This window comes from Amycolatopsis sp. NPDC114504, from assembly GCF_055633595.1.
This window is the reverse complement of sequence record NZ_JBVKDU010000007.1, coordinates 49,946-74,721: the sequence shown is the minus strand read 5'-3', so window position 1 is coordinate 74,721 and position 24,776 is coordinate 49,946. Positions and strand designations below refer to the sequence as shown.

Sequence of the window (24,776 nt, the reverse complement as noted above, 5' to 3'; positions counted from 1 at the left end):
GGAAGTTCGCGAGCCACAGAAAGCGAGTTCACGATGAAGCTCAGTCCGGTCGCGTACGCGAGGTCGCACGTCCCCCCGCGAGGACCCCAGCGCGCCTACGTCCTGGGCTACGGCCTCGGCATGATGGCCAACGGCGTCTTCCTGCCGATCTACGTGCTCTACTGCACCCAGATCGTCGGGATTTCGACCTCGCGCACCGGGCTCGCGATCGCGATCGGCGGGTTGCTCGGCCTTCCGCTCAGCACGTTCGCCGGGGATCTGGCCGATCGCCTCGGACCGCGCCGGGTGGTGCTGTTCGGGCTCGCCGGGCAGCTCACCGGAATGGGCTGTTACGTGTTCATCCGGGGATTCTGGTCGTTCCTGATCCTCCTCCTGTGCATGAACATCTTCGCGTTCACCTACATGGCTTCCGAGGGCGCGCTGCTGCGCCGGGTCGGCGGCGACGACACGGTCACCTTCCGCAGCCAGGTGCAGTCGCTCGGCAACGTCGGCCTCACGGTCGGCGCGCTCATCGCCGGCGTCGGCATTTCGATCGGCACGCCCGCGGCCTACTACGGCATGTTCCTGTTCTGCGCGGCGGCCTACCTGGTGGACGTCTTCATCACGCTCAAGATCCCCGACTACAAGCCGCTGCCGAAGCCCGAAAGCACCGAGAAGGTCAAGAACGCCCGCTACATCGTGTTCCGGGACAAGCCGTTCATCGCCTACGTGCTGGTCGCCGGGGCCCTGTCGATGTCGGGTCTCGTGGACGCCCTGCTGCTCCCGGTGTGGATCGTGGCGCACACCGCCGCACCGGGCTGGACCGTCGCTCTCGTCTACGTGCTCAACACCTCGATCGCGATCCTGCTCCAGATGCGCCTGAGCCGGAACATCAAGACCATGCGGCAAGGGGGCTGGGCCCTGCGCCGGGGCGGCGTGACGCTGATCCTCGGGTTCGTGCTCATGGCGCTGATGCCGGGGAACACCGCGGCGGTGGCGACGATCCTGCTCATCGGTGGTGTCGTCCTGGTCGCCATCGCCCAGATCTGGCTGGTCTCCGGCCGGTTCGTCTTCGAGTTCCAGCTGCCGCCGGCGCACGCCCAGGGGCAGTACGACGGGTTCCTGCAGACGATCACCACGCTGAGCTTCACGGTGGCACCGCTGGTGCTGCTCGGGATCGTGGCCGACCAGGGCTTCGCCGGGTGGCTCGGGCTCGGCGTGTTCTTCCTGGTGCTCGGGCTCGTCTCCCCCGCCATGGCGGCCTGGGGAGAGCGCACGCGCGGGGCCGCGGCGATCGCGGACGAGACGCCGGCCGAGCCCGGCGAGGCGGACGGCATCATGGCGACGGCCGGAATGGATGACAGCAAATGACCATCGAACAGCAAGCCGGCGTCAGCCGCCCGCTTTCGGCCAACGAGGAGTTCCTGTACGCCTTCGACCGCGGCGACGACGTCGGCGTGTTCGGGCCGAGGATGATCGTCACGGCCGGCTGGCGCGTCCACGGGCAGCTGGACCTGGCGATCGTGCAGCTCGCGCTGAACGACGTCGTCGCGCGGCACGAGGTGCTCCGCACGTCCATCATCAGGGACCCCGACGCGCCTCACGCCCGGGTCTTCCCGCCGAGCCCGGTGTCCCTCACGGTCGCCGGCCTCCCGTCGGCCACGGGGGAAGGCGAGCGCGAGCGCCTGGCGCACGAGTTCCTCAACGAGGCCGACCGGACCGGCAGGCTCGCCGCCACGGAAACGCCGTTGCTGAAAGCCACCCTCGGCCGGTTCGACGACGAAGACGCGGTGCTGGTGCTGGTCGCCAACCACCTGGTCAGCGACGGCTGGTCGATGCACGTGCTCATGCGCGACTTCGCGATCTGCTACGCGAACCGTCGCGGGCTGCCCGCACCCGAGCTGCCCGCGATGCGCCAGTACGGCGACTACGCCGTCCTCCAGCAGGAAGCCGGCACCACCGAGCGCGCGGCCACCGCGCGCGCGTACTGGCAGACGAAGCTGGCGGGCGGGCACATCCTCACCCTCCCCACCGACCGCCCCCGGCGGCTGGAGGTCCCGCCGGTCTATTCGGTGTACCGGTTCCTGCTCGACCGGGAGCTCGCCGACGCCACCGCGGCGCTGGCCAAGTCACTGCACAGCTCGTCGTTCATGGTGCTGTACGCGTGTTTCACGCTGTTCCTGCACCGCCGGACCGGCGAGTCCGACATCGTTTCGCCGATCATCACGTCGGGGCGCACCGAGCCGGGCTACGACCACACGGTGGGAGCGCTGTTCAACTTCCTGCCGATCCGCACCGACCTGGCCGGCTGCGCGAACTTCGCCACCCTGGTGCACCGCACCCGGGCGGCGTTGCTCGAGGCGTATTCGTACGAGCGGCCGTTCACCGAGATCATCGCCCAGTCCGAGCCGGAGCTGATGCGCGGGCCGACCGCGAACGTGGACAGCGTCGTCACCGGGTTCCAGATTTCCCAGTCCCCACCCCAACCGGGCGCGGACGGCATCGGCGACCTGAAGTACACGGCCCTGCGCCGCCGCTTGATCTCGTCGGTCGACACGGGCGAGATCCCGGACGGCAACCTCTGGGACCTCGACCTCGACCCGGCGGGGGACGTGGTCGGCCTCGTGAAGTTCAACAGCCTCGACTTCGACCAGTCGACGATTGTGACGATGGTCGAGGAGTACCGGGAGCTGCTGCAGGCGTCGCTCAAGTCCCCGGATGCGCCGTTGGCCAGCTGAGGATTCAATACGACGAACGACTTTGCCGGACCCCGTGCGCGGGGTCCGGCAAAGTCGTTTCCGGCGTGGTTCCGTTCGGCCGTAGGGAAGTCTCCGCGCCCCGGCGCTTTTGCCTCCGCGACTCCGGCGAACGAACCGCGGGCGCCAAGCACGGCCCGGCGACCGCGAACCCGTTGGCCTCCCCCCGGGTTACCGCAGCAGGCAAGTCTCCGCACCCGGTAGCCGCGGGGAAGCGCGGCCGATTCCCTCCGCGACTCCGGCGAACGAACCATGAGCGCCCAAGCACGACCCAGCGACCGCGAACCCGTTGCCTCACCAGGGTTCCCCACCCACCCGACAGACCGCCACCAGCCGAACCCGGACAACAGAAAACGGCCGGCCGAGGTGGTCTCCCACCCCGGCCGGCCGTTCGCCAGCTACTACCTACCTACTGGTCACTCGTCACCCGGCGGGGGACCCGCCATGGACACCTTGCGGGGCATCAAGGCGACGACCGGGAGGCTGAGGACCGTCAAGCCCAGCACCACGATCAGCGTGACCTCCATCGCGTGGGCCATACCCGGCACCGCGGCCTGGAAGAAGACCGACGTCACCGCGGCCGAGCCGATCGCCGAAGCGAGCTGCTGGATCGAGCTGAACGAGCCGCTCGCGCTGCCCGCTTCCTCGGGCTTCGCGTCGCCCAGAGCGACCACCGGGATCGTCGCGAAGCTGAGGCCGATGCCGACGCCGATGACCAGGAACGCCGGGGCCAGCGCCCAGAGGCTGATGTCCGTGCCGTAGCCCTCGACGAGGGCCAGGACCCACCCGCAGCCGACGATGTCGATCGCGAGGCCGATGAAGACGAGCCGGCGGCCGAACTTGCCGACCAGGCCGAACATCATGGTGGCGAACCCGGCGCAGAAGAGGCCCGCGGTGAGCGGGATCAGGGCGAGCGAGGTGTACCGCGCGCTGACGTGCAGACCCTCCTGCAGGAACAGGGACAGCACGAAGAGCAGGCCGCTGCCGGCGGCGACCGCCACCAGGCACACGATCAAGCCGGACGTGAAACCGCGGTTCTTCAGCAGCGAGGGCATGATGAGCGGCTGGTCCGCGGTGCGCTGACGGCGGGCGAAAGCGGCGAAGAACAGCAGACCGACGACCAGCGAGACGATCGGGACGACGCCCCAGCCGTTGGTCGAGCCCTCGATCAGGCCGTACAGCAGCCCGAGCATGGTCACCGCGAGCAGGCCGGACGCCACGCCGTCGACGACGGCGGAGCGGTCGGCGTCCTCGTCACGCGGCAGGATCTTGACGGCCGCGATCAGCCCGATGACGCCGAGGACGAGGTTGATCAGGAAGATCGGGCGCCAGGACAGGCCGAACCAGTCGGCGCTGATGATGAACCCGGCCAGGACCGGACCGGCCACACTGGACAGACCGAGCACCGGGGCGAACAGGCTGAACGCCTTGCCGAGGAACTCCTTGTCGAACGCCTTCGTCATGATCGCCATGCCCTGCGGGATCAGCAGCGCCCCGAAGGCACCCTGGACGACCCGGGCGATGATGAGCAGCGTCGGGTCCGGGGAGAACCCGGCGACCGCCGAGGCGAGGGTGAACCCGGCCAGGCCGACCAGGAACATCTTGCGCTGGCCGAACTTGTCGCCCAGCCGTCCGCCGACCACGAGCAGCACGCCCATGGCGAGCATGTACGCCGGTCCCACCCACTTGACCAGGATCTCGCCACCGCCGAGGTCGCCGGCGATCGTGGGAGCGGCGATGTTCGTGATCGTTCCGTCGATCACGTCGAGCGCGTCGGCAAGCAACACCAGCGCCAGGATCGCCCACATCAGGCGGCTGGAGCGGCTTGTGGTGACCGCGCCCGTCTCCGTCGAGGTAGTCATGAAAACGTCCTTCTCGGCTTCGTCGGGGGACGCCCCCTCTGGGCGGCCTCTTGCACCTACTACGAACGCCCCTGCCCCGATCCGACATCGCCCTTCGAGAAATTTCCGGAAAGTCAGTAGTGTCCAGGCAGTTGCTGTCCGCAACCGAATGGTGGCCCACTGACCCCGGGCGGCGCACCTTCCAGGATGCTCCGCTGACCAGCGACGATCGCCTGCCGCCGACAGACCACAGAGGCGCTTCCCGTCTCCGTCCGGAGGAGAAGCGCCTCTGTGACCGGTACCGTCAGTAAGCGTTGATCACGTCGAGCACGTGCTTGGCCAGCTCCGGCGTCACGGCGTCGGGGCGTTCCGCGGGCGGCGGCGGGGTGACCCGGCACCGGTCCGCGGCGGTGCCGGGCACGACGAACCCGGGATCGCCGGACAGCACCGAGATCGCGACCGCGTCGGACGGCACCTTCACCGGCTGGTCGTTGCGGCAGGCCAGCAGGAACGCCAGCCAGGTCCGGTACGACACCTGCAGCTCGGAGAACGCCACCGGCGCCTTGCTGAGGCCGAGCCGCTTCGCCAGCGACGCCAGCCCCTCGACCATGAGCTGTTCCATCCCGGTGATGCACGACCACGCATCGCCGTCCAGGTCGGGACAGGGGTGGCTGCCCAGGCCCAGCTTGCCCTGGAACTCGGCGAACCGTTCGGTGACGTGGTCCGTGCCGGGCCACGTCGGCTGCACCAGGACCGCGGTGACCTCCCGCGGCCCGGCCAGCCGGTCGGCGATCTGCAGCGCCAGTGCGGCGGCGCTGCAGTGGCCGACGACGAACACCGGCCGGCCGGCGGCCGCGGCGGGTTCGCCGGCCCGGAACGTGTCCGCGGCCTCGGCCGCCAGGTCCGGCAGCTCGGCGTAGAGCCGGTCGCCGGACAGCGCGCCGCGCGGATCGACCTGGTGGACCGGGTGGCCCGCGGCCGCTTCGGCGACGAGCTTGCTGAGCCGGGGCGCCGCGGTGAGCGGCTGGAAGTCGGCGACCAGGATGGCCGCTCCGTCCCCGTCGGTGAGCCGGCTGCAAAGTGGTTTGGTACCAACGACGGCCTGCATCGCAGTTTCCTTCCCCTCGGGCGCTTCAGCCCTTCAGCAACAGCGGGACTTCGGCGGGCCCGTTGAAGATGAACGTCGCCGCGGGCTTCAGCTCGGCCGCGGGAACGGCCAGCTTGAGGTCGGGGAACCGCTCGAACAGGGCCGGCAGCGCGACCAGCGCCTCCATGGTGGCCAGTGCCGGGCCGAGGCAGCGGTGCCGGCCGTAGCCGAAGCCGAGGCTGCTCTTGTCCTCGCGGGTGATGTCGAACTCGTCCGCGGTGTCGCCGTACTTCGCGGGGTCGCGACCGGCCGCGAGGTAGTTGATGAGCACCAGGTCGCCCTTGGCGATGGTCACCCCGCCGATCTCGATGTCTTCGAGCGCGCAGCGGAACGGCATCGAGCCGACGGCGCCGTCCTTGCGGACCTCCTCGTCCCACGCGGCTTCCCAGGTCGCTTCCCCGGAAAGGATCGCGGCGAGCTGGTCCGGGTGCGTGAGCAGGTCGACCAGCGTGTGGGACAGGACGTTGGCCGTGGTTTCGGTGCCACCGCCGATGAGCAGGTGCACCGAGCCGACGACCTCTTCGTCGGTGAGGGGCGCCTCGTCGTCTTCCGTCGCCTTGATGATGATGGTCGTGAGGTCGTCGCCCGGCTCGCGGCGCTTGGTCTCGACCAGCCGGCCGAGTGCCTCGTGCCACTGGTGGAGGTTGGCCTCGGACTCCTCGCCGGTGTTGTCGGTCTTCGCGTTCACCTGGGCGCCCCGCAGCATCGCCGCCTGGTCCTCTTCGCGGATGCCGAGCAGGTCGCAGACGAGGATCGTCGACAGCGGGTAGAAGAACTGCCCCTTGATGTCCACCACCTCGTCGGCGGGAACGGCCGCGAGGTCGTCGAGGAGCCGGTTCACGATGCCCTCGATGATCGGCCGGGACTTCGCCACCTGCCGGCTGGTGAACGCCCGCGCGACCAGCTTGCGCAGGCGGTCGTGCTCGGCGCCGTCCCTGGTCTGCATGTTGTCCATCGCGACCCAGGTGAAGAGCTCCCAGTCCTGCGGCACCCGGCCCGCCTGGTACTCGGGCCAGTTGTCCTTGGTGTTCTTCGCGATCCGGGGGTCGACGAGCAGCTGCCTCGCCTCTTCGTAGCCGGTCACGGACCACGCGGTGTATCCGCCGTGCAGCTCCACCTGGGTGACCGGGCCGAGGGCACGCAGGTTCTTGTTCTCCTGGTGGAGGTCACTGCCACTCCGGTCCAGGACGTACGGGCACTTGTCCATTTCTTACTCCACACTGCCGGCGACACCGGAAAAAGCCCTTTCATCATCCGCGCCGCGCGGACCGCGGGCGTCTCGCATGCTGCTCCGAATCAGCGCACCCCCGAAGTTGCCCGGACCCGCTGCGCCGCAACGGAAAACCGGCGACACCCATGGTGCGGGCGCCGCCGGTTTCCGGTCGGGTCACGGCGTGAGGACGCGGCCCTCGTCCGGTGCCTGGGTGCCGTCCGCGAGGCCGCGGAACGCCTCGGCCACGGCGGCGGGCCCCTGCCCGTGCCGGATGGTGAGCCAGGACGCCATGTTCCGCAGGTAGCGGGTCTCCGCCTCGAGGTAGCGGGCCTGGTAGGCGTCCGCGCCCTCTTGGCCGATCGTCGCGTCTTCGACCATCGGCGTGAAGAAGAGCTCCGGCTGCGGGTCGGCCAGCCCGGCCGGCGCCTGCTCGCCCGGGTCCGGGTGGTTGAACCCGATGAGGACGCCCTGGGTCAGCGACGGCGCGAACTGCTGGTACACCGCGTGGAGCACCTTGGCCGAGCCGGTGAAGTCGACGAGGACGGCCGGCGCCGTCACGGTGGCCGACTCGAAGGCGTCGTAGGTGGCGACTTCGCCGTAGACGCCGAGGTTTTCGACGAACTCCTTCTTGCCCGCGGACGTGATGCCGACGGTCGCGATGTCGACCTGCCGCGCCCGCAGCTCGTCGACCAGGCCGATCGCCGTCTTGGCGGACGCGCTGGTGACGATCAGCGACTTCGCGCCCTGGGCGGCCTGTCGTTCGACGAGGTCGGCGAGGGTGAAGGAAGCCGGGAACACCGGGCGCATCAGGGCGCGGTAGTCGTCCAGCTCGTCCGGCTCGCCGACGCTCTGGAAGGTCAGGTACCACGGGTGCAGGAAGCTCCGCTCCGGCGAGGTGTCCAGAAGCCCCTTCGGCGTCACCTCCGCCTGCACGGTGTGGTGGCTCGCCATCGGCACGTAGCCGAAGTAGCGGCTGCCGACCGCGACGCCGTCGTGGCGGGACTCCGTGACGCGCACGAAGGCCCAGACCGGCACCCGGCCGAACTCCGGCGACGCGGGGAAGGCGTTCCAGAACGCGATCATGTTCCCGGCGCCGAACTTCGCGTAGCTGACGTTGTTGGCGGTGAGCCCGAACTTCTCGACCTCGAGCCGGACCTCACCGGGCCGCAGGTCGGCCAGATCCGGGACCCGGATCTCGCTCGCGGCGATGTCGTCCCGCCGGACCAGCACTTCCCATTGTTCTCGCGTGGGCACTGCGCCCCCTTCACGGTGGTAGTTCGACCTTCGCCGGCTGTCGGATCCGCGCGAAGGGGGTGGACCTGAGCAGCTTCGCGGCGGCCCGGCACCGCGGCAACTTCCTCGTTGCGGCTGTCCCGGGGCCGGTGCGGATCCCGTTGCCGGTTGGGCAATGTGGGATACGTGGCCGCGGGGGCGGCGCTGGTTGACTCGGTGGTACCGCTGGTTTCACGAGCCCCGTGAGGAGAGTGCTGAGCCTTGTTCACCACTGACGCTTTTGCCGCACCGGCCGAGGGCGCCCCGCTCGGGGCGGCGTCGATCACCCGGCGCGCGGTCGGGCCGCAGGACGTGCTGATCGACGTGGCGTTCTGCGGGATCTGCCACACCGACATCCACCACGTGCGCGGCGAGTGGGGGCCGCAGCCGTACCCGCTGGTGCCCGGCCACGAGATCGTCGGGACCGTCACCGCCGTCGGCGCCGAGGTGTCGCGGTTCTCGCCGGGAGACCGGGTCGGCGTCGGCTGCATGGTCCGCTCCTGCGGGGACTGCGCGAGCTGCGCGGCCGGCCAGGAGCAGGACTGCGCGGGCATGGTCGGCACCTACGCCGGCACCGACGCCGACGGCACAGTCACCCAGGGCGGCTACTCCGGGAAGATCGTGGTCGGCCAGAACTTCGTCCTGCGCGTCCCGGAGGGACTCGACCCGGCCGGGGCCGCGCCGCTGCTGTGCGCCGGTGTCACCATGTACTCGCCGCTGCGCCGCTACGGCGCCGGCCCCGGCAAGAAGGTCGCCATCCTCGGGCTGGGCGGCCTCGGCCACGTCGGCGTCAAGCTCGCCGTCGCGATGGGCGCCGAGGTCACCGTGCTTTCCCAGACCCTGAAGAAGCTCGAGGACGGCCTGCGGCTCGGCGCGACCGAGTTCCACGCGACCGGCGATGCCGGCGCCCTCGCCGGGCTCACCGGCCGGTTCGACCTCCTGATCAGCACCGTGACCGCGCCCCCGGACGTCCCCACCCTGCTGTCCCTGCTGGCTCCCGGTGGGACCCTGGTCAACGTCGGGCTCCCCGCCGAACCCCTTGTCCTGCCCGCTTTCTCGCTCGTCATGGGGCAGAAGACCCTCGCCGGCTCGCTGTTCGGCGGTGTCGCCGAGACGCAGGAGATGCTCGACTTCTGCGCCGCCCACGACATCACCGCCGACGTCGAGGTCATCACGCCCGACGGGATCAACGACGCCTACGAGCGCGTCCTCGCCTCGGACGTCCGGTACCGCTTCGTCATCGACACCGGTTCCCTTTCCTGAGACCGGTTCCCGGAGAACACGAGGGCCCCCGGGTCCGGTGCGGATGTCGCGATCCACATCGGACCCGGGGGCCCTTTCTCGTGCCGGGATCAGCCGGTCAGGCGGCGCGGTCGGCCTGGTCGCCCGTCGGGACGGCCGTCACCGTGGCCGGCTCGAGCTTGCGGCGCGGCGAGGCGAACCGCTTCATGATGGGCTCTTCGAGGAACTTGAACGTCGCCCACGCCAGCACCAGTGCCACCGCGAACAGCAGGACCTCGACGGCGATCGCGGTCAGCGTGCTCCAGTTCTCGCCCTGGCCCAGCCAGTGGTGGCCGGCGACGATGACCGTGTAGTGCCACAGGTAGAAGGCGAACGAGATGGTGCCCAGCCAGACCATCAGCTTGCTGCCGAGGAACGTGCGCACCCCTTCGCGGTCGGCGACCGCGGCGGCCGCGATGAGCAGGCCGAGCGGGATCGCCATCAGCGCGCCGAACTGGAAGAGCGTCCCGAACAGCGGGGTGATGAAGTAGACGCCGACGGCGAGCGCGACCGCTCCCCCGAGCTTCAGCGGGAGCCGGCGGCCGGCGAGCACGACCTTGGCCAGGAACATGCCGAAGACGAACGTCAGCAGCTGTCCCGCCGGGCAGTGGAAGACGTACCACAGCTGCAGGTCGCTGAAGCCGAACGGAAGGATCGGGCCGGCCGGCAGTACGCCGGCGACGACCGGGAGGGCCAGCACCGAGAGAGCCGAAATGCCCGTCCCGAGCCACAGCCGCTCCGGCCGGACCTTGTTCACCAGCTTGATGATGAACGGGAAGAGGGCGTAGAACAGCAGCTCGCAGGACAGCGACCAGGCGACCGGGTTGATGCTGGTCCGGACCTCCATGTTGGTGCTCCAGCTCTGCACCAGCAGCAGGTTCAGCACGCCGTCCGAGACCTTCGCGCCCTGGCCGGTGATCACCGTCAGCAGGAAGATCGACGCCACGAAGGTCAGCAGGTGGTTGGGGTAGATCTTGAAGAACCTTCGCCGCCAGAACCTCGGGGTGGTGTCCCGCGGCCGCACAGCGCAGGTCAGGACGAAGCCGCTGAGGACGAAGAAGAAGGTCACCCCGGTGAAGCCGCCGATGCCCAGCAGCGTGTTCGTGACGGCCTGGGCGCTTTCCGAGGCGAAGGGGTTCAGCGCGGCCGCGTGAAAGGCGAACACCAGTGCGGCGGCGATGAAACGCAATCCGGTCAGCGACGGCAGACGCGTGTTCGGATTTCGCGCCGGGGCCGGCCCCGAGCGAGATTGGATTGCTTCGTGCGACATTGTCCTACTCCCTGTTCCTGCTTTCGTGTTGGGCAGCTTCAGGAGTTTCGCACGATCGGACGTATGTCCACGCCTTCTAGAAATGCCAACGCTCGGTGCCCGGGCCGACGCCGCGGGTGATACGCCGGAAAGGGGACGCGAATTCGCTCGGGCGGTGACGCAGCGCGAAAAACGGCAAGCCCCGGCTCGCGCGGGTGACGGGGCTCGCCGTTTCGGCGCACCGGAACGGTCAGTCGCTACCCGGCACCGGCATCCCCGCGGCGACCAGCTTCGCGGTGATGGGTTCGAGCTCGGCGATCAGCTCGTCGAGGTCCGCGGAAGAAAGGGTGTCGTACGGCGCGGCGGCGAGCTCGTCGGTGAGGGTTTCGATGCGCCGCCGGGTCTCGCGCCCGGCGTCGGTGAACCGGCCGTCGGCGTCGACGAGCCCGCGCTCGCGCAAGCCCGCCATAACCGCGGCGAGCCGCTTCTTCGGCAGGTGGCCGACGCGTCCGTACGACTCCGGCGGGTGGACGCCCTGGGCCAGCGCGGCGAAGATGTGGGACTCCGTGCCGCCGATGCGCGCGCCGACGAGAGCGGCGACGTGCCCGTCACAACGGTGCTCTCGCAGCATGTTCGCGGAGTGCCACAGCCGGTCGACCGGGTCCGCCGGCACCGGGAGGCTCCGCAGCCCGGCGTACATCACGCGGCCCTCCGTGGGCGCGCTCGTCGCGGCCTCGGTGAGCAGGTCGGCGGCGCGCACCAGGCCCGGGGAGCCGGCCAGCTCGTCGCCGAGGATCCGCCGCAGGGAGGCCGCGCTGCCCCGCGCCCGCGCGGCGACGGACGCCTCGGGCGGGATCGTCTCCCACGCGCTCGGGATGTGCCGCGCGGCTTCCTTCGCGGTGAAGCTGTAGAAGGCCGCGTGCACGACCGGCGCGGGCACCCGCCCCAGCGGCGCGGCCCGGCTGGCGAAATAGCCGTCCCAGTAGGTGGGGTGGCCGAGCGCGGCCAGTTCCTCGTTGCACTCGTCAGCCAAGAAGGTGACCAGGCAGATCGGCTCCAGGAGCTCGAACATGCGACGCGCGATTTTAGTCATGATGTCCATCATTACTCCGATTCCCCGGACCGCGCTTCGCCGCTCGCGCGCGATAGGGAAAAAGGGCACACTGGAAGAACTTCGTCAGGCGTTCGCCGCGACCAGCCGCGCCAGCCGGTGCACGCCTTCCGCGATCTTCTCCGGCTCCAGGTAGCTGCAGGACAGCCGGATCGAGTGGGTGCCGCCGTCGGTGTAGAAGAACCGCATGGGTGTCCAGAGAACGCCGAACTGCTCCGCCGAGAGCTGCAGCAGTTTCTCGTCGGCCTCGAACGGCACGTCGACGACCGCGAAGAACCCGCCGCGCGGCACGTTCCAGCGCACCCCGCCCTCGCCCCGCCCGGCCTCAGGGAAGTGCTCGTCCAGTGCGGTGAGCATCGTGCGCAGGTTGTTCCGGTAGAACGCGACCTTGTCCCGGTTCGCGACGCGCAGGCTGCAGCCCGACTCGATCAGCACCCCGCCGATGACGGCCTGGGAGATCGGCGAGGTGTTCACGGTCAGCATGCTCTTGACCGCCGACATCTCGTCGGCGAGCAGGGTGCGCCTGCCGTCGACGTCGACCACGGTCTGGTCGGCGACGAGGAACCCGACGCGGGCGCCCGGGAAGCAGGACTTCGCGAACGATCCCAGGTAGAGCACGCGCTGCTCGGTGTCCAGCGACTTCAGGGCCGGCCGCGGCTCGTCGTCCAGCCCGAACAGGCCGTACGGGTCGTCTTCCAGCAGCAGCAGGTCCTGCTCCGCCGCGACGTCGAGCAGCCGGCGGCGGGTCGCCACCGGCAGCGAGATGCCCGACGGGTTCGAGAAGTTCGGCACGAGGTAGAGCGCGCGGGGGCGCCTGCCCGCGGCGCGCACCTCGCGCGCCACCGCGGCGACGGTCTCCGGGTCGAGCCCGTCGGGAGACTCCGGCACCGGAACCACGTCCACGCCGAGGATCCGCGCCGCGCCGGTCAGCCCGACGTAGCAGGGCTCCGCCACGAGGACGACGTCGTCCGGGCCCGGGCACAGCGCCCGCAACGCGATGATCATGGCCTCCTGGCAGCCCGCCGTGACCATCACCGAATCCGGCGGCACGACGATGCCCTCGTCGACCTCGAGCATCGTGGCGATCAGCGAGCCGAGCTGGCCGTTGGTCCGTCCGTACTGGAGCAGCCGGCCGCGCACCTGCGGCTCGGACAGGCCACCGGCGCGGAGGTGGTCCACATAGGACCCGAGGTACCGCTGCACGTCCTCGGTCGAGTAGAACCCGTCGTAAGGGCGGCCGGCCGCCAGGGAAATCGCGTCCGGGTACCGGCCGGCGATCTCGTTGAGGAAGTTCATCGACGTCGCGACCGGGTCGGACACCGAGACGTGCAGATCCGCACGGGACAGCTCAACCACGGGTCTGCGCTCCGGTGGCGGCCAGCGTCGCCAGCTCCACGAGCCGGACGCCGACGTCGATGACGGGCAGGTCGCAGGCCGCGGTGATCAGCGGCAGGACGCTGGTGAAGTGCGTGCAGGCGAGGACGACGGCGTCGAGGTCGAGGCGCTGCGCCAGGCGCAGCGTCGTCGGCAGGTGCGAGGAGGTGAAGGCCTTCTCCGGGTCGCCGGCTTCGATCCCGCGCACCAGGCCGGGATCCGACACGCCGAGCATCCGGTGGCCGGGGCTGACCTCCCAGGCGGCCCGCTCGACGCCGACGACGGCCTGCGCGTTCCCGGTGATCACCAGTGACGAACGCAGTTCCGGGAACACCTCGCGGTAGACCGTGACGGGTGAGACCACCGGCACCGCCGCGTCGTCGTGGTACACCACGGCGGACAGCGAGTTGCAGAACAGCATCGCCAGCTCGGTGCCCCGGGCGTGCAGGTCGTGGAGGCGGGCGTGGAACGCCGCCGTCAACGCGCCGGGATCCCGGTACTGCAGCGAATCCTGCTCGTCCGGGGAGCCCGCCATGGCGTACGGGACCGTCGCCAGCCCGTTCGCCCTCAGTAGCTCGGCGCCGAGGCCGGAATCGTAGGGCGTGCCGGCGATGACCGCCACCGCGGGCGTTCCCTCGTCCACCATCATCGCATCTCCGTCCGCGCAGGCGTCCACTCCGCCCATGGTTCCAGCCGGGACGGCGGCTGCCTTCCTCCGGAGTGCCGGTCAGGGAAGCGCGATCACCTTGCCCGGGTTGAAGATCCCGTCCGGGTCGAAAGCGGCCTTCACCGCCCGGTGGACCTTCGTGCCGACCGGGCCGATCTCCCGCGCGAGCCAGTCCCGCTTGAGCAGGCCGACGCCGTGCTCCCCGGTGCAGGTGCCGCCCAGCTCGAGACCCAGCCGCATGATCTCGTCGAACACCAGCCGGCCACGGTCCACACTGGACTGATCGGCCCGGTCCACCACGATGACCGGGTGCAGGTTGCCGTCACCGGCGTGCCCGACGACCCCCACCAGGACGCCGTGGCGGGCCGAGATCTCTTCGACGCCGGCGACGAGGTCGGCGACCCGTGCCCTCGGCACCGCGACGTCGTCCACGATGAGACTGCCCCGGCCGCCGGGAAACGCCTGCACCGCGAGGTGTTCCATCGCCGGGTGCGCCAGCCGTCGCGCGCTCGTCAGCGCTTCGGCCTCGAGCGCGTCCCCGGCGACGTAGAGTTCGCTCGCGCCGGCCGCCCGGCAGCACTCGGCGATCGCGGCGAGGTCGGTCCCGTCACCGGTGTCCGTGGCGGCCAGCAGCATCGCCGCGGCCCCGGTGTCCAGGCCCATCGGCCGGTACGCCTCGATCGCCCGCAGGTGCGTGCGGTCGAGCAGCTCGAGCATGCTCGGCACGTGGCCGGCGGCGACGATCGCGGACACCGCCCGCCCGGCCGCCGCCATCGCCGGGTACACCGCGACCACGGTCCGGGTCTCCGCGGGCGCCGGGCGGAGCCGGACGGTGATCTCGGTGATGATCCCGAGCGTGCCCTCCGACCCGACGAACAGGCCGGTCAGGTCGTACCCGGCGACGCCCTTCACGGTCCGGCGGCCGCAGCGCAGGACCTCGCCGTCGGCGAGCACGACTTCCAGGCCGAGCACGTATTCGCCGGTGACGCCGTACTTGACGCAGCACATGCCGCCCGCGTCGGTCGCGACGTTGCCGCCAACCGTCGAGGACTCCCAGGAGCCGGGGTCCGGCGGGTAGGCGAGCCCTTCCTTCGCCGCGGCGCGGCGCAGCTCCGCGTTGACCACCCCCGGTTGCACGACCGCGAGCCGCTCGCCCGCGTCGAGCTCCAGGATCCGGTTCAGCCCGGTCAGCGAAACGACGAAGGCGCCGTCGACCGCGTTGGCCGCGCCGGTCAGCCCGGTGCGCGCGCCCTGCGGGACGACCGGCACCCGGTGCGCGGCCGCCACCCGCACGGTGGCGGCGACCTCCGCGGTGTTGCGCGGGCGCACCACGGCGAGCGGTGTGCCCGCCTCGCACAGGTCGGCTTCGTCGCGGCTGTGGGCGGCGAGCACGTCGGGATCGGTGAGCACACGGCCGGCGGGCAGCGCCGCCAGCAGGTCGTCGATCGGGAATCCCATGGGGAGCAAGGTAACCCGCGCGCCCGGCTCGGCTCCACCTCTTCCTCGCGAACACCACGTTCGTACGGACATCACCGGAATGTCCCGTTCGATCCACGAAAACGGCGGTGGGCAACCGCAAAGACGTGCGTCGGATGGTTTCCCACCTAGTCTCACCACACCTGTCCCGGTTCACACACGGAGGTGGACAAGGTGAAAAGCCTGATCATCACCACGGTCACCGGCGTGGCCCTCGCGTTCTCGGCGGTGAACGCCCCGCCCGCCACCGCGGCGCCGGCGGGAACGATCGCGTGGGGCGCGTGCCAGGACCCGGCCCTGGTGACGGCGGGCGCCCAGTGCGGAACGCTCTCGGTGCCGCTGGACCACCGCGAGCCGGACGAGAAGCGGATCCGGCTCGCGGTGTCCCGGGTGAAGCACAAGACGCCGGACAGCGCTTTCCAGGGCGTCATGGTGACCAGCGCGGGCGGTCCCGGGCAGTCCGGGCTGGGCATGGCCACGTTCGGCTCGCTGGTCCCCGACCACGCCGGGGACGCCTACGACTGGATCGGCTTCGCCCCGCGCGGAGTCGCGCCGAGCACGCCCTCGCTGTCCTGCGATCCGACCTACATGGACTTCGACCGGCCCGGGTACGTGCCGGTCACGCCGCAGCTCGAGCGGACGTGGCTCAGCCGCGTCCGCGGTTACGCCGACGCCTGCGGCGAGCGCAACGACCCGGACCTGCTGGCGAACATGAAGACCACCGACGCCGTGGCCGACCTGGAGAGCATCCGGGCCGCGCTCGGCGTGCGCGAGCTGAGCTTCTACGGCTACTCGTACGGCACGTACCTCGGTCAGGTGTACGCGACGCTGCACCCGGACCGGGTGCGCCGGATGGTCCTGGACAGCACCGCGGACGTCCGGGCCGTCTACTACCGGCTCAACCTGTCCGAGGACGCCGGGTTCGACCGCAACCTCAACACCTGGTTCGGCTGGGTCGCCGCCCACGACGACACCTACCACCTGGGCAAGACCCAGGCCGCGGTCAAGCGCCTGTTCGACACGCAGCTGGTGAAACTGGCGAAGCACCCGGCCGCCGGGGTGATCGGCCCGGACGAGTGGCTGGACGTCTTCCAGCTGGCGAGCTACTTCCAGTCGAGCTGGACCACGGTCGCCGACGTCTTCGCCGGCTGGGTGAACCGGGGTGACGGCGCGACGCTGAAGAGCTGGTACGAGCAGATCGGCGGGCGAGGCAACGACAACGGCTACGCGGCCTACCTGGCCGTCGAGTGCACCGACACGCAGTCGCCGCAGAACTGGGACCGGTGGCGGTCGGACGCCTGGCGGGCGTTCGCCGACGCGCCCTACTACGCCTGGCAGAACGCCTGGGTCAACGCGCCGTGCGCGTCCTGGCCGGCCAAGGCGGGCCGGCCGGTGGACGTCGGCAGCCGCCGCCTGGACAGCATGCTGCTGATCGACGAGACGCTCGACGCGGCCACGCCGTTCGAGGGCAGCCTCGAGGCCCGCAGCCGGTTCCCGGGCAGCGCGCTGATCGCCGAGCCGGGCGGCACGAGCCACGCGAGCACGCTGATGAGCGGCAACGCGTGCGTCGACGGCAAGATCGCGGCCTACCTGGCAGACGGCACGCAGCCCGCGCGCAAGCCGGGCCGGCAGTCCGATGTGGACTGCGCGCCGGCTCCCCCGCCGGTTCCGCCGGCCGGGTGATCCCGCGGCGCCTCGAGCGGTCCCCAAGCGGCCGTCGAGGTTCCCGCGGCACACCTCCGAACGTGCCGCGGCGGGCCTCGCCGGCAAGTGAGAAGACGCGTTTCCCTTGCCCCGCTGCGAAGCTGGGACGGTCGACAATCTAGGAGGTCAAGGTGTCGAGCACCGATGTTCCGACGCGGGAGGAACTGGTTCGCCGCGTGGCCGAACTGGCGCCCGTACTGAAGAAGCACGCGAACTGGTCCGAGCAGAACCGGCGGGTGCACGACGAGTCGATCGAGGCACTGGCCGAGGCCGGCGTGTTCAAGCTGCGCCGCCCCAAGCGCTACGGCGGTTTCGAAGCCGACACCCGCACGCTCGTCGACGTCGCCACCGAGATCGGCCGCGCCGACGGTTCGACCTCCTGGGTGGCTTCGGTGTACTGGATCCCCACCTGGATGGCCTGCCACTTCCCGGAAGCGGTGCAGGACGAGGTGTTCGCGACCCCGGACGTCCGGGTGTGCGGCACGCTCAGCCCGTCCGCGATGGCCGCGCCGGTCGACGGCGGTGTCGTGGTCAACGGCAAGTGGGGCTTCATCAGCGGGGCGCTGCACGCGCAGTGGCAGGAGATCATCGCGATTCTCGTCCCGCCGGACGGCGAGCCGTACCCGATCATGGCGCTGGTCCCGCTGTCGGACCTGCTCGTCGTGGACGACTGGGACACCGCGGGCCTGCGCGGCACCGGCAGCGTGTCGACGGTGGCGCAGGACGTCTTCATCCCGGCCGAGCGCGTGCTCCCGCTGCCCGCGGTGCTGGAGGGGCAGGGCGGTGCGGCGGGCTCGATCTACCGGTCGCCGCTGCTGCCGGTCGCCTCGGTGTCGTCGGTCGGCACGCTGGTGGGCATGGCGAAGTCGGCGCAGGACAGCTTCCTCAAGCGGCTGCCGGACCGCAAGATCACTTACACCGCCTACGAATCGCAGCGCGAGGCCCCGATCACGCACCACCAGGTGGCCGAGTCGGCGATGAGGCTCGACGAGGCGCAGTTCCACGCGCACCGGCTGTCCACTCTGGTCGACACGAAGACCGCCGACGGCACCCCGTGGAAGCTGGAGGAGCGCGCGATCGCGCGGGCGGACCTCGGCGCGGTCGTCAAGCTGGCCAAGGAGTCCATCGACATCCTGGCCACGGCCTCCGGTGGTTCCTCGATCTACCACGGCATCCCGATCCAGCGCATCGCCCGCGACATCGCCGCGGTCAACCTCCACGCGCTGATGCACCCGAACACCAACACCGAGCTTTACGGCCGTGTGCTCTGCGGACTCGAGCCCAACACGCTCTACATCTAGGGAGACTTCCATGACCACGACCGAAACCGGCACCGCGGCCGACCAGGCCGGGATCGCGGCCCTGACCCAGAAGGTCATCGCCGCGTGGGCCTACGGCGACGCCGACGGCTTCGCCAACGTCTTCACCGAAGACGGCACCATGATCCTGCCCGGCATCTTCAAGAAGGGCCGCGAGGACATCCGCGCGTTCCTGAAGGAGTCGTTCGAGGGCAACTACAAGGGCACCCAGGTCACCGGGAAGCCGATCGAGATCCGCTTCTTCACCGCGGACTCCGGCGTCCTCATCACCCAGGGCGGCGTCCTCGGCCCGGGTGAGACCGAGGTCGTGGACTCCCAGTCGATCCGGGCCTCCTGGACCGTCGTGAAGCGCGACGGTGCCTGGCACCTGGCGTCCTACCAGAACACCCCGGCCAAGCAGCAGCTGCCGAAGCCGGGCACGGCCTGACCCCTCGCCCCACCCCGGAACCCGGGCCGCCCCCTCGCGGCCCGGGTTCTTTTCTTTACACTGGGGTTGCTCAACACAAAGGAGGGCCGGGATGATCCGAGTCCTGCTGGCCGAGGACATGCACCTGGTGCGTGGCGCGCTCGCGGCCCTGCTGAACCTCGAAAGCGACATCGAGGTCGTCGCGGAGGTCTCCTCGGGCGCCGACATCCTGCCCGTCGCCACCCGGTGCAGGCCCGACGTCGCGGTGATCGACATCGATCTGCCGGAGAAGGACGGCCTGACCGCGGCGAGCGAGCTGCACGAGCGCCTGCCCGGCTGCCGGACGCTGATCCTGACCAGCCTCGGCCGGCCCGGCACCGTGCGGCGCGCGCTCGACGCCAAGGTCAACGGTTTCCTGCTCAAGGACGCGCCTTCGGAGAAGCTCGCCAACGCCCTGCGGTCGGTCACCGTCGGCCGCCGCGTCATCGACAGCGAACTCGCACTTTCGGCCTGGGAGACCGAGGACTGCCCGCTGACCCCGCGCGAGATCGAGATCCTCCGGCTGGCCGCGCACGGGCGCACGGTCGCCGACATCGCCGCCGAGCTGTACCTGTCCGCGGGCACGGTGCGGAACTACCTGGCCGCGGTCGTCACCAAGCTCGACGCGCGCAACCGGGTGGACGCGATCCGCATCGCCACCGATTCCGACTGGCTCTGAACGCTTTCAGAGCAGCGCGGCCAGGCCCGCGTAGCCGCCTTCCTTCAGCCGCAGCCCGGACGTCGTCGCGTACGCCTCGTCCGCGCGGATCCCCAGGCCCTCCACCATGCGGTTCATGAAGTTGAACAGCGCGCACACCAGCACCGCGTCGTGCAGCGCGTGCTCGTCCCAGCCGGCCGCGAACACGGCTTCGGCGTCCTCTTCGGTCATCCGGGACGGGGTGCGGGTCAGTTTGCCCACGTAGGCCAGCACGGGCTTGAGCTTGTCGTCGACGGGCGCCGAGCCCAGGTCGGCGACCGCGGCCGCCAGGAGCCCCTCCGGGACGCCGAACGCCTCCGCGGTGATCGTGTGGATCCCGTGGCAGTAGTCGCAGCTGTTGACCCCGGACACGTACGCCGCGATCAGCTCGCGCTCCCCCGGGGTGAACGGCGACGACTCCCCGCGCATCAGCACCTCGTGCAGGTCCAGCAGGTGCCGCGCCGGGTCCGGGTTCGCCTTGAACACCTGCAGCAGCGTGGTTTCAGCCGGCAGGGACCTCAGGTACGACATCGAAGGGTTCCTTTCCGTCCGCCAGCCCGGAGACGAGCTGGTCGACCTCGGTGCCGCGCAGCGCGCACGCGGTCAGGTAGGCGATCGTCCCCGCGCCGGCGCCGGGCACCGCCGCCGCGACGAAGTCCAGGCGGCGCTCCCACTCGCGGCGCAGCGAACCCGGTGACGACGTCGACGGCGGGCCGCCGACCCGGTCGCGCAGGGTCAGCCAGTGCTGCCGGCCGGACTCCAGGAGGCCGCCGAGGCCGAACTCGGCCGAGCCGTGCCGGGCCTGGTCGACCACCTGGGTCACCAGGGCCGGGTCGTCGGCGAGCCGGGCGAGCGCGAGCCCGGCGAGCAGCCGGTCGGCGTCCAGGCCCAGCAGGATGATCCCGGCTTCCGTCGCGCCCGGGGCGTCGACGTCGGGCAGGGCGAACCGCGAGTCGTGGCTATCAGACACCGGCGACTGCCTCGGCCGGCGCGACGACTCCGGTGCGCAGCTGGGCCGCGATCGCCGCGGCGACCCGGGTGGTGGCGACGCGGTGGCCGTCGATGTTGCGGGCGGCCGGGCCGAGCACCATCCCGGCCGCGGCGCCGACCACGGACACCCGCGGCTCGCGGCGGTAGGACAGCGTCCGCTCGTCCAGGGACGGCCAGCCGTCGCGGGCGTCGACGAGCTCGTCGGGCAGCAGGCCGGTGCCGATCGACGGCGTGGTGCCCAGCGCCAGCACGACGTGGTCGCCCGCGACCCGACGGCCGCTCTCCAGCCGCAGCACCACGCTCCCGCCGACGGCGGGCGCGATCTCCTTGACGGCTTCGTCGCGGTGCACGACCAGCTGTCCGTCGGCTTCGGCGCGCTCGAGCCGCGGCCGGAACTCGAACATGATCGACGCGCGCCGGAACCGGCTCATCAGCTCGAGCCGCTCGGTCCAGCCGACCCCGTCGAAGCGCTTGCGGCCCTCGGGCCGGAAGAAGGTCGAGTTGACGTCCGCGCACTGGTAGCGCTCGCCGGTCTCGCGGACCACCCAGTGCACCTCGCGCCCGGCCTCGAGCGCGCCGGTGATCAGGTGGGCCGCGGTGAGCCCGGCGCCGACGACCACCTGGCAGCCCACGCCCGCCGGTACGGATTCGTCCCAAAAGGACACTCCGCGCGGCGGATGCCCGCCACCCCACCAGGCTTCCGGCGCCGGCCGGCGTTCCTCGCCGGGGCACAGCACGACGTGGCGGGCGGCGACGGAGAAGCGGTCGGTGTGCACGGTGACCGCGCCGGGCCCCGGCACGACCTCGCGCACGCTCGCCTGCCAGGTCTTCTCGCCGACGTGGTGGGTGGTGTCCAGGTGCGCGCAGTAGGCGTCGAAGACGTCGACCGGGACGACCGACCGGTGCCCCGACTGCGCCATCCGGATCTCGCGGCGCTCGGTGGGCGTCAGGCGGCCCCAGTGCAGCCGCGCGAAGTCGAGCAGCTCGCAGTCGCGGAACCCCTCGACGCCGGGGTGGTGTTCGTAGGGCGAGCGCAGCACGCGCTGGCCCAGCAGGTCGATCCGGCCGAAGAACCGCCCGCACGGGCGCCCGGTGCGGTCGACCACGACGACGTCGGGCACGCCGTGGTGCCACAGCGCGGAGGCGACCGCGAGCCCGGCGGGCCCGGCCCCGACGACCACGACGTCGGCGGTGGGCGCCGGCGACGCCTCCCGCGCCGGGGACGGCGACGCGGGCGGTCGCGGCCAGTCGCGGCCACGCGGCGAGTCGAGCAGGTGTGGCTCCGGTACGAACTTGATCACTGCTCGCCCCGCCGCCGGCTCAGAGCACCGTGACGGGGACGATCAGCTCCACCACCGGGCGCTGGTTCATGCCGTTGGTCACGAGCTCGTCCAGCGTCTGCTGGGACTGCTCGGCGCTGTCGGTGGCGATCGGGCTGTAGCGCGAGTAGAAGTAGGTCGGCTTGCGGCCGCCGGTCTCCATCGAATACGTCTTCAGGACGGTCTCGCCCGGGCGGACCTCGCCGTCGTAGAAGGTGAGGCGGCGCTGGTCCGGCGTCATGAAGCTCTTCGAGAACTGCGGCGACATCAGCATTTCGTCGTCGAGGAACGTCGAGTCCTCGTCCATCACGGCCTGCATCGCGACCCAGGTCTGGTCGGTCAGGTTGGTCTCGGCCTTGATGACCTGCCAGCGGCCGGGCTCGGGGAGGCTGACGCTCACCGAAACGTCGTGGTCGGTGGTGTCGATGGCACCGGTGATCATGAGCACCCGGCGGCCGAGGTCGGCGGTCCCGGTCATCTGGACGTCCCGAGCGCGCACCCGGCTGGAAACATCGAGTCCTGGCAATTCAGGTGAAGACATGGTGCAGCCTCCTACGTTTACCCACCCCAGAAATAGCGGCTTGACCAGCGAACACACAAAGGCTTTCACACGGCAAGATACGCTGTCAAGATGAGGAACGCATGTACGGGAGGCCTATAATCGGCGGCCGATCAGGGGAAACACCCGCAGCCGGGTGCGGACCGCGAGTTGGTCCGTTCGGCCCAGCAGTTCCCCTGGTGCAGTCACTCGGGGCTGGACGTCTCCTGAGGCGCGGCCGCGGCATCGACCCCGTCTTCGACCGCTCCGACATAGCGGATTTCGAATGCGGATTCGGCGCGCTGCACCATTACTTTCATGACCAGTCCCGGTTTCACCATGACCAGGAAATTGCCGGGATCGCGAGGGTCGCCGAAAATGTCGTAAACGAGAAATGCGGAACCGTCGCCGACCGCGAACAGGGCCTCGTAGACGACATTCCGCTCCGCCTGGGACGCCGTCTCGGCCCAGCATTCGAGGACCTCGAGGCCCGCCGTGAGCTGGAGGCGCATTGCCATCCGCCGGCCTCCCCACCAACGTCGCAGATCGCCGTCACGCATGGGCCACCGTGCGGCGGTGACACTCCGGCCCGAACATCCACAATTCTCCCCGGCGGGTGGCCGGGTGCTCATCTCCGAGCGTGCGCTCCGGCACCGTCCGTGTCCGGCACCGGAGCCTCGCCGCTTCAGTTGTAGCCGAGCACGATGTGCTCGCCGAGCTCCTCATCGGCCGGCTCAGGTGGTTCGACCGGCTCGACGAGCCGGAGCCCCCGGGGCTCCTCGGCGGGTGGCGGGGTCCAGTCGCCGGCCGGGACCGCTGCTGTCGTCATGGCGTTCCTCCGCTGTATCGGTGTGGAATCACGATGCGCCACGGGGGTCGAGGATCGGATGGGAACCGCTGACGTGCGCAGCTTTCGAGTGGCCCCGAGGGGCGGGCGAGAGGTGCACTGGGAGTGACGAAACCGACGGCGAGGTACCCGCGATGAAGGACGAAGAGAAGAACCAGGGCGGCGCTGCCCACCGCCAGCGCACGTGCGCGGTGTGCGGAGCGGAGTTCAGCCCGGAGGAGCGCACCCAGCTGGAGGCGTTCTCGGATGGGGAGGTCCGGTATGTGGCGGTGCATCCGGGCCATACGACGCACTCGCCGAGCCGAGAGCGGGCAGCGGTGCGGAGGTTGAGACAGATGCCGGGGCATGCGGCTTGAGGGTGGTTCCTGCGGCTGTGCTGGGGCCTCGGGTGGCGGTCGCTCCCGGCTGGGGCGGTCACGCGACCGAGGGCGTGGTGGGGATGGGCGGGCGGTCCTGCCGGGGGACCCGCGCGAACCGGCGGCCGCGGCACATCTCAACCCGCGGGTGTAGCCCAGCGCGGCCGGCGCAGCTCGCTCGGCGCGGCGCGTCGCGGCCTGCGCGGCACGCGCGGTGGCCCAGCGTGGCGCAGGGCGCAGCACTGCCCGCGCAGCGGCCCGGTTAGGCCGAGGCAGAGCCGGGCCCAGCGCAGCCCGGGTTAGGCAAGGCCCGGCGCAGCCCACCGAGGCCCGGCGCAGCCCGACCCGGCGCGGCCCAGCCATGCGCAACCCCCGCGCCGCCCGCCCGACCCAGCCCCGCGGCGCCGCGCGGCGCGCGGCGCGGGGCTGGGCTGGGCGGGGTGGGGTGGGCAGAGCGAGGCTCGGCGCCGCCCAACCCGGCGCGGCCCGCTGAGGCCCGGCACAGCCGGGCCGGGCTAGCCCGGCAGTCCCGGCGCAGTCCGGCCTTGCGCACAAGGCAGCCCAGCCCGGCCCAACGCAGCGCGGACCGGCTCAGCCCGGCCAAGCGGCAGCCCGACCCCGACCCGCCCGGCGCGAGCCGGCCGGCCCGGCAAACCCAGCCCGGCGCCGCTCGTCTGGCGCTGCGCGAGTAGGGCAGGGCGCAGCCCCGCCCGCCCGCTCGGCCGGGCGGGCCGGTCGGCCTGGGCCCAGCGCAGCCCGGCGAGGCGAGGCGAGGCGAGGCGAGGCCCAGTCGGTCCGGCGAGTCCGGCGCAGGCCAGCCCAGCTCAGCCCGAGGCCCGCCGCAGCCGGGCCGGCCTGGCCCGGCTGCGCCGGGGCGCAGGCCCTGCCGAGCGGCGGCCTAGCCGACCCAGCGCAACCCGGCCGAGCGGCAGCCCAACGCAACCCCCACCCCAGCAATGACTTCTAGAGAGAGCCGCAAACCACCCTCACCTCAGCGAGGCAACCCCGACATCCGCCAAGCCCCCACCCCAGCCCGAACCTCCCGAGACCGCCACACCGGATCCCCCCAAACCGAACGCCCCGGCACCTCCCGCGGCCGGGCGCGAACCGACCGCAGCACAGCCACCAGCGCCGCCAGTTCGCAGTCGTCCGGGGTGCCGTGGAGCACGCGGATCACGGACATCGCGACCACCTC

24 protein-coding genes are annotated in these 24,776 nt (G+C 71.1%); 8 read left to right on the top strand and 16 right to left on the bottom strand.

Annotated features, from left to right (window positions below; all coding sequences use genetic code 11):
• Positions 1 to 33 precede the first annotated feature (33 nt).
• Complete coding sequence (locus ACZ7PG_RS47170) at positions 34 to 1,350, top strand: MFS transporter (RefSeq protein WP_470245772.1); 1,317 nt, start codon at positions 34 to 36, stop codon at positions 1,348 to 1,350.
• Complete coding sequence (locus tag ACZ7PG_RS47165) at positions 1,347 to 2,717, top strand: condensation domain-containing protein (protein ID WP_470245771.1); 1,371 nt, start codon at positions 1,347 to 1,349, stop codon at positions 2,715 to 2,717. The genes ACZ7PG_RS47170 and ACZ7PG_RS47165 overlap by 4 nt, the downstream gene beginning before the upstream one ends.
• Positions 2,718 to 3,151: 434 nt before the next feature.
• On the opposite strand, the gene ACZ7PG_RS47160 is transcribed toward ACZ7PG_RS47165, so the two are convergent.
• From ACZ7PG_RS47160 to ACZ7PG_RS47145, 4 genes are all read right to left on the bottom strand, one after another.
• Complete coding sequence (locus ACZ7PG_RS47160) at positions 3,152 to 4,597, bottom strand: MFS transporter (protein WP_470245770.1); 1,446 nt, start codon at positions 4,595 to 4,597, stop codon at positions 3,152 to 3,154.
• A 283-nt stretch (positions 4,598 to 4,880) separates the two neighbouring features.
• Positions 4,881 to 5,684, bottom strand: coding sequence for an alpha/beta fold hydrolase (locus ACZ7PG_RS47155; RefSeq protein WP_470245769.1), 804 nt, complete (start codon positions 5,682 to 5,684; stop codon positions 4,881 to 4,883).
• 25 nt (positions 5,685 to 5,709) lie between these two features.
• Positions 5,710 to 6,930, bottom strand: a complete 1,221-nt coding sequence (locus ACZ7PG_RS47150; RefSeq protein WP_470245768.1) for a cytochrome P450 family protein — start codon at positions 6,928 to 6,930, stop codon at positions 5,710 to 5,712.
• A 180-nt stretch (positions 6,931 to 7,110) separates the two neighbouring features.
• On the bottom strand, positions 7,111 to 8,190 hold the full coding sequence (locus tag ACZ7PG_RS47145; RefSeq protein ID WP_470245767.1) for a DUF2855 family protein: 1,080 nt from the start codon (positions 8,188 to 8,190) through the stop codon (positions 7,111 to 7,113).
• Positions 8,191 to 8,430: 240 nt separating this feature from the next.
• Between ACZ7PG_RS47145 and ACZ7PG_RS47140 the strand changes: the two genes are divergently transcribed.
• Entirely contained in the window at positions 8,431 to 9,471 is a 1,041-nt protein-coding gene (locus ACZ7PG_RS47140) for an NAD(P)-dependent alcohol dehydrogenase (RefSeq protein ID WP_470245766.1), read from the top strand.
• Between the two features lie 97 nt (positions 9,472 to 9,568).
• On the opposite strand, the gene ACZ7PG_RS47135 is transcribed toward ACZ7PG_RS47140, so the two are convergent.
• From ACZ7PG_RS47135 to ACZ7PG_RS47115, 5 genes are all read right to left on the bottom strand, one after another.
• Positions 9,569 to 10,678: an acyltransferase family protein gene (locus tag ACZ7PG_RS47135; protein WP_470245765.1), complete on the bottom strand. Its 1,110-nt coding sequence runs from the start codon at positions 10,676 to 10,678 to the stop codon at positions 9,569 to 9,571.
• A gap of 310 nt (positions 10,679 to 10,988) precedes the next feature.
• Positions 10,989 to 11,810: an SCO6745 family protein gene (locus ACZ7PG_RS47130; protein ID WP_470245764.1), complete on the bottom strand. Its 822-nt coding sequence runs from the start codon at positions 11,808 to 11,810 to the stop codon at positions 10,989 to 10,991.
• A gap of 105 nt (positions 11,811 to 11,915) precedes the next feature.
• On the bottom strand, positions 11,916 to 13,205 hold the full coding sequence (locus ACZ7PG_RS47125) for an aminotransferase-like domain-containing protein (RefSeq protein WP_470245763.1): 1,290 nt from the start codon (positions 13,203 to 13,205) through the stop codon (positions 11,916 to 11,918).
• Positions 13,198 to 13,872: a glutamate racemase gene (locus tag ACZ7PG_RS47120; protein WP_470245762.1), complete on the bottom strand. Its 675-nt coding sequence runs from the start codon at positions 13,870 to 13,872 to the stop codon at positions 13,198 to 13,200. Before ACZ7PG_RS47120 ends, ACZ7PG_RS47125 begins: the two co-directional genes overlap by 8 nt.
• 78 nt (positions 13,873 to 13,950) lie before the next feature.
• The gene (locus tag ACZ7PG_RS47115) at positions 13,951 to 15,348 is read right to left on the bottom strand and encodes an FAD-binding oxidoreductase (RefSeq protein WP_470245761.1); all 1,398 of its coding nucleotides are present in this window, start codon (positions 15,346 to 15,348) and stop codon (positions 13,951 to 13,953) included.
• A gap of 192 nt (positions 15,349 to 15,540) precedes the next feature.
• Here ACZ7PG_RS47115 and ACZ7PG_RS47110 point away from each other — a divergent pair, with 192 nt between their 5' ends.
• The 4 genes from ACZ7PG_RS47110 (at position 15,541) to ACZ7PG_RS47095 (ending at position 19,513) form a co-directional block, all read left to right on the top strand.
• Positions 15,541 to 17,049: an alpha/beta hydrolase gene (locus ACZ7PG_RS47110; RefSeq protein WP_470245760.1), complete on the top strand. Its 1,509-nt coding sequence runs from the start codon at positions 15,541 to 15,543 to the stop codon at positions 17,047 to 17,049.
• Positions 17,050 to 17,201: 152 nt separating this feature from the next.
• Entirely contained in the window at positions 17,202 to 18,371 is a 1,170-nt protein-coding gene (locus ACZ7PG_RS47105) for an acyl-CoA dehydrogenase family protein (protein WP_470245759.1), read from the top strand.
• Positions 18,372 to 18,381: 10 nt separating this feature from the next.
• Positions 18,382 to 18,816, top strand: a complete 435-nt coding sequence (locus tag ACZ7PG_RS47100) for an SgcJ/EcaC family oxidoreductase (RefSeq protein WP_470245758.1) — start codon at positions 18,382 to 18,384, stop codon at positions 18,814 to 18,816.
• 91 nt (positions 18,817 to 18,907) lie between these two features.
• Positions 18,908 to 19,513 carry a response regulator transcription factor gene (locus ACZ7PG_RS47095; RefSeq protein ID WP_470245757.1) on the top strand — a complete coding sequence of 202 codons (606 nt, stop codon included), beginning with the start codon at positions 18,908 to 18,910 and terminating at the stop codon, positions 19,511 to 19,513.
• A gap of 6 nt (positions 19,514 to 19,519) precedes the next feature.
• Here ACZ7PG_RS47095 and ACZ7PG_RS47090 read toward each other — a convergent pair whose 3' ends face one another.
• From ACZ7PG_RS47090 to ACZ7PG_RS47065, 6 genes are all read right to left on the bottom strand, one after another.
• Positions 19,520 to 20,062, bottom strand: a complete 543-nt coding sequence (locus ACZ7PG_RS47090) for a carboxymuconolactone decarboxylase family protein (RefSeq protein ID WP_470245756.1) — start codon at positions 20,060 to 20,062, stop codon at positions 19,520 to 19,522.
• On the bottom strand, positions 20,034 to 20,501 hold the full coding sequence (locus ACZ7PG_RS47085) for a DUF6187 family protein (RefSeq protein ID WP_470245755.1): 468 nt from the start codon (positions 20,499 to 20,501) through the stop codon (positions 20,034 to 20,036). Before ACZ7PG_RS47085 ends, ACZ7PG_RS47090 begins: the two co-directional genes overlap by 29 nt.
• Positions 20,494 to 21,822, bottom strand: coding sequence for an FAD-dependent oxidoreductase (locus ACZ7PG_RS47080; RefSeq protein WP_470245754.1), 1,329 nt, complete (start codon positions 21,820 to 21,822; stop codon positions 20,494 to 20,496). Before ACZ7PG_RS47080 ends, ACZ7PG_RS47085 begins: the two co-directional genes overlap by 8 nt.
• A 19-nt stretch (positions 21,823 to 21,841) precedes the next feature.
• Positions 21,842 to 22,318, bottom strand: a complete 477-nt coding sequence (locus tag ACZ7PG_RS47075) for a DUF6423 family protein (RefSeq protein WP_470245753.1) — start codon at positions 22,316 to 22,318, stop codon at positions 21,842 to 21,844.
• A 266-nt stretch (positions 22,319 to 22,584) separates the two neighbouring features.
• Entirely contained in the window at positions 22,585 to 22,896 is a 312-nt protein-coding gene (locus tag ACZ7PG_RS47070) for a DUF6235 family protein (RefSeq protein ID WP_470245752.1), read from the bottom strand.
• 167 nt (positions 22,897 to 23,063) lie between these two features.
• Positions 23,064 to 23,207 carry a hypothetical protein gene (locus ACZ7PG_RS47065; RefSeq protein WP_470245751.1) on the bottom strand — a complete coding sequence of 48 codons (144 nt, stop codon included), beginning with the start codon at positions 23,205 to 23,207 and terminating at the stop codon, positions 23,064 to 23,066.
• 152 nt (positions 23,208 to 23,359) lie between these two features.
• Here ACZ7PG_RS47065 and ACZ7PG_RS47060 point away from each other — a divergent pair, with 152 nt between their 5' ends.
• Positions 23,360 to 23,581 (top strand): hypothetical protein, encoded by a 222-nt coding sequence (locus ACZ7PG_RS47060; protein ID WP_470245750.1) that lies wholly within the window; start codon positions 23,360 to 23,362, stop codon positions 23,579 to 23,581.
• Between the two features lie 991 nt (positions 23,582 to 24,572).
• Here ACZ7PG_RS47060 and ACZ7PG_RS47055 read toward each other — a convergent pair.
• Complete coding sequence (locus ACZ7PG_RS47055) at positions 24,573 to 24,764, bottom strand: acyl-CoA carboxylase subunit epsilon (RefSeq protein ID WP_470245749.1); 192 nt, start codon at positions 24,762 to 24,764, stop codon at positions 24,573 to 24,575.
• Between the last annotated feature and the right edge of the window lie 12 nt (positions 24,765 to 24,776).

Coding starts and splice junctions, on each gene's coding strand:
- ACZ7PG_RS47075 (WP_470245753.1), bottom strand. CDS start 22,318: ATGACCGGGACCGCCGACCTCGGCCGCCGGGTGCTCATGATCACCGGT.
- ACZ7PG_RS47095 (WP_470245757.1), top strand. CDS start 18,908: ATGATCCGAGTCCTGCTGGCCGAGGACATGCACCTGGTGCGTGGCGCG.
- ACZ7PG_RS47055 (WP_470245749.1), bottom strand. CDS start 24,764: ATGTCCGTGATCCGCGTGCTCCACGGCACCCCGGACGACTGCGAACTG.
- ACZ7PG_RS47070 (WP_470245752.1), bottom strand. CDS start 22,896: ATGGCAATGCGCCTCCAGCTCACGGCGGGCCTCGAGGTCCTCGAATGC.
- ACZ7PG_RS47065 (WP_470245751.1), bottom strand. CDS start 23,207: ATGACGACAGCAGCGGTCCCGGCCGGCGACTGGACCCCGCCACCCGCC.
- ACZ7PG_RS47165 (WP_470245771.1), top strand. CDS start 1,347: ATGACCATCGAACAGCAAGCCGGCGTCAGCCGCCCGCTTTCGGCCAAC.
- ACZ7PG_RS47155 (WP_470245769.1), bottom strand. CDS start 5,684: ATGCAGGCCGTCGTTGGTACCAAACCACTTTGCAGCCGGCTCACCGAC.
- ACZ7PG_RS47115 (WP_470245761.1), bottom strand. CDS start 15,348: ATGGGATTCCCGATCGACGACCTGCTGGCGGCGCTGCCCGCCGGCCGT.
- ACZ7PG_RS47120 (WP_470245762.1), bottom strand. CDS start 13,872: ATGATGGTGGACGAGGGAACGCCCGCGGTGGCGGTCATCGCCGGCACG.
- ACZ7PG_RS47090 (WP_470245756.1), bottom strand. CDS start 20,062: ATGTCGTACCTGAGGTCCCTGCCGGCTGAAACCACGCTGCTGCAGGTG.
- ACZ7PG_RS47150 (WP_470245768.1), bottom strand. CDS start 6,930: ATGGACAAGTGCCCGTACGTCCTGGACCGGAGTGGCAGTGACCTCCAC.
- ACZ7PG_RS47060 (WP_470245750.1), top strand. CDS start 23,360: ATGAAGGACGAAGAGAAGAACCAGGGCGGCGCTGCCCACCGCCAGCGC.
- ACZ7PG_RS47160 (WP_470245770.1), bottom strand. CDS start 4,597: ATGACTACCTCGACGGAGACGGGCGCGGTCACCACAAGCCGCTCCAGC.
- ACZ7PG_RS47170 (WP_470245772.1), top strand. CDS start 34: ATGAAGCTCAGTCCGGTCGCGTACGCGAGGTCGCACGTCCCCCCGCGA.
- ACZ7PG_RS47100 (WP_470245758.1), top strand. CDS start 18,382: ATGACCACGACCGAAACCGGCACCGCGGCCGACCAGGCCGGGATCGCG.
- ACZ7PG_RS47130 (WP_470245764.1), bottom strand. CDS start 11,810: ATGTTCGAGCTCCTGGAGCCGATCTGCCTGGTCACCTTCTTGGCTGAC.